Raw genomic sequence first — 7519 nt, 5'->3', positions numbered from 1 at the left:
TATCGATATAAACGTGTTTAAAGTCGTTTAAAAATTTACCGAAAGCCTTTTTCATTATTTCCTTATTCGCTCCCCAGCCGTGTAAAAATACTATAGCGGGACTAGATGATAAATTTAAAATTTCATAGCTTATGGTGTAAATTTTACCGCCGAATTTGATATCCTTACTCGCCATTTTCACCCTTTTTTCTTGATGAGTAAATAGCTTGTAAAACCTCCACGGCCTCGCATAATCGCTCATATTCCGCCATATTAAGTAAGACCGCTTCAAATTTATTATTTTTTACGATCACGGCTCGCTTTATCTGAGCTGAGCCTACTTTAGTAAGTACGGCGCTAAAATTTCTAACGACTTCGGTTGCAGTATAAATTTCATCTTTGCTAAATGTAGTCATTTTTGCTCTTTTATGTAAAATTTTACATAAAATATAACACATAAGCCTTTAAATTCGGCTAAATCAGGCTACCAAATTTAGCAATTTAACAGCCTGATGATATTTTATTTGTGTTTTATAGTTTGCCTTTTGCGGAGGTGATTGAGTTGATAAACTGATAATCTATCCTTATATCCCGCTCTCTAGGAAGGTTTTTAGCAAGTGCGTTTATTGTTGCTTCAAAGTCGTCAAACAGATAGTTCGCAAGGCTTCCAGGATTTGGGTTTATCTCGTTTAGATAGACTTCATCATCTATCACGAAAAAATCACATCTGATAAGCGCTCCGTCAAATCCGCAGCTATAAATTCTCTCAAAACTCTCTTTTAATTTTGCCTTGAGCGCTTCGCTTATATCAGCTTCCTTTGCCCTGCTCTCACTTGAAAAGCTCATGTATTTTTGCTCGTAGTCAAGGAATTCTTTCTTTTTTGGCTCTTCGATGATAGAAAATTTTATCTTGCCGTCTATCTTGCAGCCTGCTAGGTTATATTCCTTAACGCCCTCTATAAACGGCTCAACCAAAACTTCAGTGTCAAACTCAAACGCCACATCTTGCGCATACTCAAGCTCGCTATCATCTTTGACTACGCTTACGCCGATAGAGCTGCCTAGGCGAACAGGTTTTAGTATGACGGGAAGCGCAAAATTTGACGTATCTCCTCTGCGTAAGACTTCGTATTTTAGCACCTTAACGCCTGCTTTTACAGCTAAAAGTTTGGTTAGCTCTTTGTTGTAGCTCATCGCGCTTGCTTCAAGTCTTGGGCCGATATATCTTATCTCGTAAAAGTCAAGCAAGGCAGCCATTTTACCGTCTTCGCCGTCCATGCCGTGTATCAAATTTATAAACACATCAGCTTCTATCTTCTTTTCGCCAAACATCCCGCCCGCAAAAAATCCACCGTTTTTAAGCAGTAGCTTTTTGCTCTTTTTATAGTTGCCAGAACTAAAGAAATTTGCCTTCATGTCTTTAGCTTCGATTAGATAAAACTCCCTAAATTTATCGCAAAATACGAACATCGGCTCACTTTTAAGCACGTTTTTTAGAGCTATCGCGCTTACGATGCTGATCTCGTGCTCGTAGCTTCTAGCGCCAAATAAAATTCCAAATTTCATATCCATCCTTTATCCGAGTTTTTTAAGAGCTTCTTTGATAAGCTCGCTTACGTTCGTTGCCGTGCAGGTTGAAAGCACTTTAGATATCTTATCTCGCTTAAATCCAAGACTCTCAAGCGCCAAAATCGCTTCGTGCTGGTGGCTTGGCATCGTATCATCAGTTACCAGCTTAGCGTCGCTTAGCTCGGCTATGATACGCCTTGCGGTTTTTACACCGATGCCGGGAACTGATTTAAGAGCGTCCGCGTCGCCATTTATGATCGCGTTTGTAAAGGCGTTTGGATTTAGGCTGGAGCATACTGCCATAGCCGTGCTTGCGCCTATACCGTTTAGTTTGATGAGCATCTCAAACATCCTTTGCTCGCTTGCGTCTAAAAACCCGTAGAGTAAATTTGCGTCTTCTCTGATGATTTGCGTGATGTTAAGCTCTACTTTTTCGCCTTTTTCAAGCTTTGCCGAGCAAAAAAGCGATATGGATATGCCGTATGTCACGCCGCTTGCGGTTTTAAGTAGCAGATATGCAGGCTCTTTTTTGGTTATTACGCCTTCGATTGCTTTTATCATCTGTATTCCTTAAGTTCGTTTAAAATTTTACTTACTATATCATCCATAGCTAAATTTAGTGCACTTATTGCATCTTGCGGATTATTGCCATCAATGGTTCTTTTTGACGTTACAATAGAGCTGTTTAAATTTTTTTCATCTTTTAAAATAGTAAATCCTAGGCTAATAGTAGCCTCCTTTTCATCAGTTTGAAGTGTAATTATATTTGTTTTTAGAACTAAATTTCTTCTATCAAAGTTAGCGTCAAGCTCGCAACTACTATTTATTGCGGCAAGAAAATTCTTATATATCATATCGCTTGGTGTCGTTATCCATTTGACTCCCTTGATAGTCTCTACTTGCCCTTTGCTGTTAATTTTAATTATACTTCTTGAATCAAACATGCTAACAACTTTAGTTTGCTCTACAAAAACTAAAATTTTATCTTTACCTTCACACTTACTAAAGCTATTGTTGCCAAGCATAAAATATTCAATAGATGGCGCTGGTTTTGCTATTATTGAGCAACCTGCCATAAATATAGAAAAAACAAAAATAGCCAAATTTCTCATTTTTTATCCTTGTCTTGAGGGTCTTTAAAGAAAAATTCATAAGGTCTATCCTCCAGCCTAAAAAGAGTCTGTCTAAATTCTTTCAGAGTCTTTTGAAATTCTAAAAATGTAGTTATAGCCTCTTGTGAAAATGAGCTTAAAATATCTTTTATATCATACTCTCCGCTTTTTATCTTTTCTTCCATGATTCTTTGTAAATTTTCTAGCTTAATTGCCAGATTGGAAAAATTATTAGAAAATGAGTTGATATTTTCAAGTGTCTTAGAGCCGTTTTTGGCCAAGATTTGAAACTCCAAAAGAGTATTGTTTAGATTTTCCAAAGAACCATTTATATCGGTATTTGCACTAATATTATTTAAGTTAGCCGCAAGCTCATCAATGGATTTTAAAATGGAAGATATTTTTTTAGTATTCTCTTCGTTTAAAACTTTATTTATATTTGCAAGCGTTCTATCGATATTTTCTGTTAAGCTACTAGCCTTTCCGCCTATTTTTTGAAACAAACTCTCTTCAAGAGTAATATAAGGCTTTTCGCTATCACTAAACAAGGAACTATTTTGTGATCCTCTTTGTATATTTAGATAGCTTATGCCTGTTATTCCTTGAATCTCTGCCACTACAGTGCTATCTTTTTTAACAGGAAGCCCTTTAGCTACCCATAGCTCAATCTCTATTTGTGCATCTTTTTGGCTTGCAAATTTAATATCTTTTACTATTCCCGCATCAACCCCTATAAATTTAACAGTAGAATCCTTTTTGATCCCGTTTGGAAGGTCATTTGTAAGTATGTAGTATGATCTGTATTCGTTCTTATTATTTCCATAGCTTATCATCCACCATATAAAGCCGGCGGCGATAAACACGACTATGACAAAAAATAGCCCTATAAGAGTATAGTTTATCTTATTTTCCATCTAAATTTTCCTTGCCCTAAAGAGCTCTTCAAGAGGATTGTTTTCAAAGCTTTTAAGCTCGTTTAAATTTCCCTCAAAGGCTATCTTTTTATTTTCAAGTATTAAAAATCTATCTAATATGCTTTGGATACTGTCTATATCATGCGTTACCATCACAACTGTTAGGCTAAGAGTATCTCTAAGCTCTAAAACCAGCTCATCAAAAGCCCTTGTACTCATCGGATCAAGTCCGCTATTTGGCTCGTCTAAAAATAGAATTTTGGGGCTTAATACAAGAGCTCTTGCCATAGCGACACGTTTTTTCATACCACCGCTTAGCTCACTTGGATAAAGTAGAGCCGTATTGGGTTTTAATCCTACTTTAAGCAACCAAAACATAGCTATCTCTTTCATGACTGTTTCACTAATATTGCTATATTCTTTTAGCAAGATATATATATTTTCAAGCACATTCATAGATGTATAAAGTGCTCCAAACTGAAACATTACTCCGCACTTTTGCCTTATCTCTTGTCTTTTTGCCTCGCCTATAGACCATAGATCTTCTCCAAGCATCTCTATTCTGCCTTCGCTTGGCTCTTTTAAGTATATCATTGTTTTCATAAGTGTTGATTTACCGCTACCGCTACCGCCAAGAAGTCCGTAAATTTCACCATCTTTTACATGAAAGCTAACCTTGTCATGTATAATTCGATCATTAAATTTAGTAGTTATATCGGTAGCTTTTATTATCATCTTAGACCTCAAGCTGAGTAAATATTATAGAAAATAACGCGTCTGTCATTATTACTCCAAATATTGAATTTACTACGCTTATGGTTGTATATTTGCCTACGCTTTGAGTATTTCCGCCAACTGCAAATCCTCGCCAACACCCTATAAATGCTATAACCATACCAAAAAATGGAGCCTTAAAAACACCCACGTAAAAGTGTCTTATCTCTACCTCTTGCTTAAACCTCGCCAAATAATCGCCAAAACTAATATCAAGATATGTCTGACATACTACCATTTCGCCCAAAAGCCCTATCAAATCGGCTAAAAATACAATTATAGGCATAGCAAAAATTAGAGCAATAACTCTTGGCAAGACTAAAAATTTAAAGGGATCAAACCCCATAGTTTTCATAGCATCTATCTCTTCTGTTATCTTCATCACGCCAATCTGCGCGGTATAGCTTGATGCTAGGCGTCCGGCGATAACTATGGCAGCAATCAAAGGTGCTATCTCTCTAAGAGTTAACATACCCATCATCTCGACTATTATTATACTTGCGCCAAACTGCTCTAATAAATTAGCTCCCTGATAAGCTAAAACTATACCCACTAAAAAAGAAGTGAGGCAGACTATAAACGCTGACTTGATAGCGGCATTTTCAAAATGAGCTAAAATTTCTTTGATTCTAAGGGTCTTTGGTATAAAGATAGTTTTTATAAATTTAACTAAAAATTCACCCAAAAAAGTAAAAAACAGAACTGCTCCAAAGTAAAATTCACCTATTTTTTCCCCTATTTCATAAAGAAAATTTTTTGTATTTTTTATATTGATAATTTTCTTTGCAGGAGCAAGAGTGTCTTTTTTAACAGCCATTGACAACTCTTTTTTGATTGATGTAAAAATTTTCTCATGACTATTGCGTAAATTTATAAGCTCATATTTTTTATCCGATTTTTTAACAGCTGAGCTTATAAATAGAGCCGCAGCATAGTCAAGCTCGGTAATTTCTGCAAAATTTAAGATAATTCTTTTAAATTTTTTGGATAATAAAATGGCTGAAATTTGATTTAAGATATCTCTTTTTAATTTAAAATCCCAAGAATTTTTTAAATTTATCTCAAGAGATCCATCATCTTTAATTGAGCAATCGTAAAAATCACTTTTAAATTTAAGACCAAAAAGCAATTTTAGGCCTTTCTTATATTATTATTTTTCCTGATTACGTAATCGATCTCTCCGTTTTCATTTTCTACTTTTTTAATCGTTAAAACTCTTGCTATTTCATTTTCTCTAGTTACATAAGATATCTCTCTTGGAGGATCTACTAACTTAAATTTTATCTCATTAAATTCACGCCAGTTACTATGATTTATAACCTTTGAATTAAAAATTCCATCCTGAATGGCTTGAATTTCATCTTTAAGATCTGTTATTTTGGATTTTTTTTCGTTAAATTCAGTCAAAAGACTGTTGTATTCATGCACTAGTTGCTGATATTCTCTAAGTTTTTTTATAAAAGTTACAGGGGGGGAATTTTTAGAAGCTCTAAATTCCTCCATTTTCTCTTTTATGATATTAATGGGCCCTCTATTTTCTTCTATGATGCACTTTTTGGCCTCTAGCTGCTTAGGCATTTTTACTATCTGCTCTCTAATCTCTTTTATTTTTTCTAAATTTTTATTTATAGTTTCGCCGGTATTTTTTACCATGCTAAAATCTACTAGAATTTTATTGTTTATGCCCTTAAGCTGCCTTATTTCGAGGGTGTCGGCTATGATTATATTTGAATTTGAAGCCAGCACTCCTATCTCTAATTTTTCAGCTATTATTTCACCGCCAAGAACAGATTTTATTTTCGCTGTTTTTGCCTTAACTCTTCCATTCTCAAGACGATCTATCTCAACGTAATCTCCATCAAAACTACCGATATGAACAGCTATTTTAGCCTCTTTAGCCTCTATATGAGCTTTTGCATGAGTTTGTCCGCCAATTTTTACCTTATTTGCTTTTATTACGGCGTTTTGAGCGACATTACCCTCTATGTTTATCTCATTGGCTTCAACACTCATTCCCTCGCCTATGGCATCTTTTGTAACATCTTTTTCTTTTACGTTTAAGACAACATTATTATCAAGTCTCGTATCTATAGATCCGGTTGCTCTAAAGGAGATCTCGTTTACATCAAGCTCCTCTTTTATGTCAAATATATTTTTTTGATCGTAGACATAACCTGCTTTTTTGGCATAATATTTTATCCCAAAATCATCCACTCTCTCTTCTATCTCATCTGTATGCTCTATCATTTTTACAACAGTTGTTTTAGGCTCTACGATAGGTAATAAGGCACCTCTTACATCACGTCCATGCTCTCCTAAGACAGGCTTTAAGTACTCTATTATAAGCTCATCTTTAGTAACTCCAAGCAAATATCCACGATTGGCATAGTTTATCCTACCGCTATCATCTGTCTTCTGGATCTTATTTTTATAATGATATATAATCGCATCGTCAATAGACTCTTTTTTATCCACTCCGAAGGTTACTACAAAAGTATAGTCTTTATCTATTATCTCGTTTACTCTTAAAAATGATGAAATTTTACTTAGCTCGTTTTTCATAGTTTTATTTCTAATTCCTACTAAAATTCCAACTTTAATTAATTTTTTATAGATAAATTCAGTTACTTTATTTTCAAATTCTTTAAAATAAACTACGTCACTGCTTTTAAAAACCGTAGCTACTATCTTGGTAAGATTTTTATTAGCACTTATAGAGATATCAGGTAGTAGATATTGTTTTTTTCTTCTTGTATCAAAAAATTCTACTTTGTAGCTTTGCTTTATACTTTCAACTTGATTTACATAAAATTTATCGTCATCAAAAATATCAAGTTCTACATTTTCCAATATTTTACTTTCACTATCTCCTATTAATTTATACTCTGTGATGATTGCTAAAATTTTAAAATCTATAAAATTTATATCGACATTAAAATTTCTAGCTAAAATAGGAATTTCACTATAAGGATTTATAGTATCCATTATGATAGGATCAAGATAAATTGGCTCTTTTTGATTATTTTCCACCTAGTATTCTCTCAAATTTGTTATTTTTAAACAAGTCTATTTTCTCTAAAATTTTATTAAAACTAGTTTATAGGGCTTAATTTTACGTTTTTTAAATCTAAATTTACATATTATTTCAGCAATAATATCAAAATGGAAATT

8 protein-coding genes are annotated in these 7519 nt (G+C 34.1%); all 8 read right to left on the bottom strand.

The annotated features are described in order from the left end of the window. Window positions 1-164 precede the first annotated feature (164 nt). On the bottom strand, window positions 165-395 hold the full coding sequence (locus CDOM16190_RS08300; protein ID WP_169940864.1) for a type II toxin-antitoxin system Phd/YefM family antitoxin: 231 nt from the start codon (window positions 393-395) through the stop codon (window positions 165-167). A 115-nt stretch (window positions 396-510) separates the two neighbouring features. After that, complete coding sequence (locus CDOM16190_RS08295) at window positions 511-1545, bottom strand: D-alanine--D-alanine ligase (RefSeq protein WP_170020043.1); 1035 nt, start codon at window positions 1543-1545, stop codon at window positions 511-513. Window positions 1546-1554: 9 nt separating this feature from the next. Then, window positions 1555-2109 carry a Holliday junction branch migration protein RuvA gene (gene ruvA / locus CDOM16190_RS08290; RefSeq protein WP_170020041.1) on the bottom strand — a complete coding sequence of 185 codons (555 nt, stop codon included), beginning with the start codon at window positions 2107-2109 and terminating at the stop codon, window positions 1555-1557. Continuing rightward, window positions 2106-2660, bottom strand: coding sequence for a hypothetical protein (locus CDOM16190_RS08285; protein WP_170020039.1), 555 nt, complete (start codon window positions 2658-2660; stop codon window positions 2106-2108). The genes ruvA and CDOM16190_RS08285 overlap by 4 nt, the downstream gene beginning before the upstream one ends. After that, a complete protein-coding gene (locus CDOM16190_RS08280; protein ID WP_170020037.1) occupies window positions 2657-3574 on the bottom strand; it encodes an MlaD family protein in 918 nt (305 codons plus the stop codon). The genes CDOM16190_RS08285 and CDOM16190_RS08280 overlap by 4 nt, the downstream gene beginning before the upstream one ends. Beyond that, on the bottom strand, window positions 3575-4309 hold the full coding sequence (locus CDOM16190_RS08275; protein ID WP_170020035.1) for an ABC transporter ATP-binding protein: 735 nt from the start codon (window positions 4307-4309) through the stop codon (window positions 3575-3577). 1 nt (window position 4310) lies between these two features. Beyond that, entirely contained in the window at window positions 4311-5477 is a 1167-nt protein-coding gene (locus CDOM16190_RS08270; RefSeq protein WP_170020033.1) for an MlaE family ABC transporter permease, read from the bottom strand. A gap of 2 nt (window positions 5478-5479) precedes the next feature. Next, a complete protein-coding gene (locus tag CDOM16190_RS08265; protein WP_349644387.1) occupies window positions 5480-7378 on the bottom strand; it encodes a flagellar assembly protein A in 1899 nt (632 codons plus the stop codon). Window positions 7379-7519: the final 141 nt, after the last annotated feature.

It is taken from the genome of Campylobacter sp. RM16190 (assembly GCF_012978835.1).
GTDB lineage: Bacteria > Campylobacterota > Campylobacteria > Campylobacterales > Campylobacteraceae > Campylobacter_A.
This window is presented reverse-complemented; position numbering and strand designations above follow the sequence as displayed.

What these genes read in the sequence shown, in the direction of transcription:
- CDOM16190_RS08275 (WP_170020035.1), bottom strand. Translation starts at nt 4,309, where the DNA reads ATGATAATAAAAGCTACCGATATAACTACTAAATTTAATGATCGAATT.
- CDOM16190_RS08295 (WP_170020043.1), bottom strand. Translation starts at nt 1,545, where the DNA reads ATGAAATTTGGAATTTTATTTGGCGCTAGAAGCTACGAGCACGAGATC.
- ruvA (WP_170020041.1), bottom strand. Translation starts at nt 2,109, where the DNA reads ATGATAAAAGCAATCGAAGGCGTAATAACCAAAAAAGAGCCTGCATAT.
- CDOM16190_RS08300 (WP_169940864.1), bottom strand. Translation starts at nt 395, where the DNA reads ATGACTACATTTAGCAAAGATGAAATTTATACTGCAACCGAAGTCGTT.
- CDOM16190_RS08285 (WP_170020039.1), bottom strand. Translation starts at nt 2,660, where the DNA reads ATGAGAAATTTGGCTATTTTTGTTTTTTCTATATTTATGGCAGGTTGC.
- CDOM16190_RS08280 (WP_170020037.1), bottom strand. Translation starts at nt 3,574, where the DNA reads ATGGAAAATAAGATAAACTATACTCTTATAGGGCTATTTTTTGTCATA.